Below are 314 nucleotides of genomic sequence, written 5' to 3' on the forward strand. Positions count from 1 at the left end.
TGGATGCCCTACAATCAAAGAAAAAGGGGCATCAATCCATGAAAAATAAAAAACTTAACACGACCAAAGATCACGGAATAATTGAAGGTTCAATAGAAGCACTACAAGCGGAAAATGAGCGTTTACGTATGGAAAATGCGTATTTAAAAAAGTTGAATGCCTTAGTTCAAAACAAGGAAAAATCACGAAACAAGACAAGGCCCAAGTAGTCTATGAGTTAAGGCATGAATTTTCAGTAAAGATGCTACTTCAGCTCGCTGGTATTCCGCGAAGCACGTATTATTATTGGGTAAAAAATTTCGATCGTCCTGATC

Annotated in this window: 1 pseudogene; it reads left to right on the forward strand. The window is 37.3% G+C overall.

The annotated features are described in order from the left end of the window. Nucleotides 1-314 (forward strand): annotated as a pseudogene (locus ACM6HU_RS02020) (IS3 family transposase); the annotation flags it as partial.

The sequence above is a fragment of the Bacillus sp. IT-79MI2 genome (assembly GCF_949768135.1).
In the GTDB taxonomy this organism is placed as follows: Bacteria; Bacillota; Bacilli; order Bacillales; family Bacillaceae_G; genus Bacillus_A; species Bacillus_A pseudomycoides.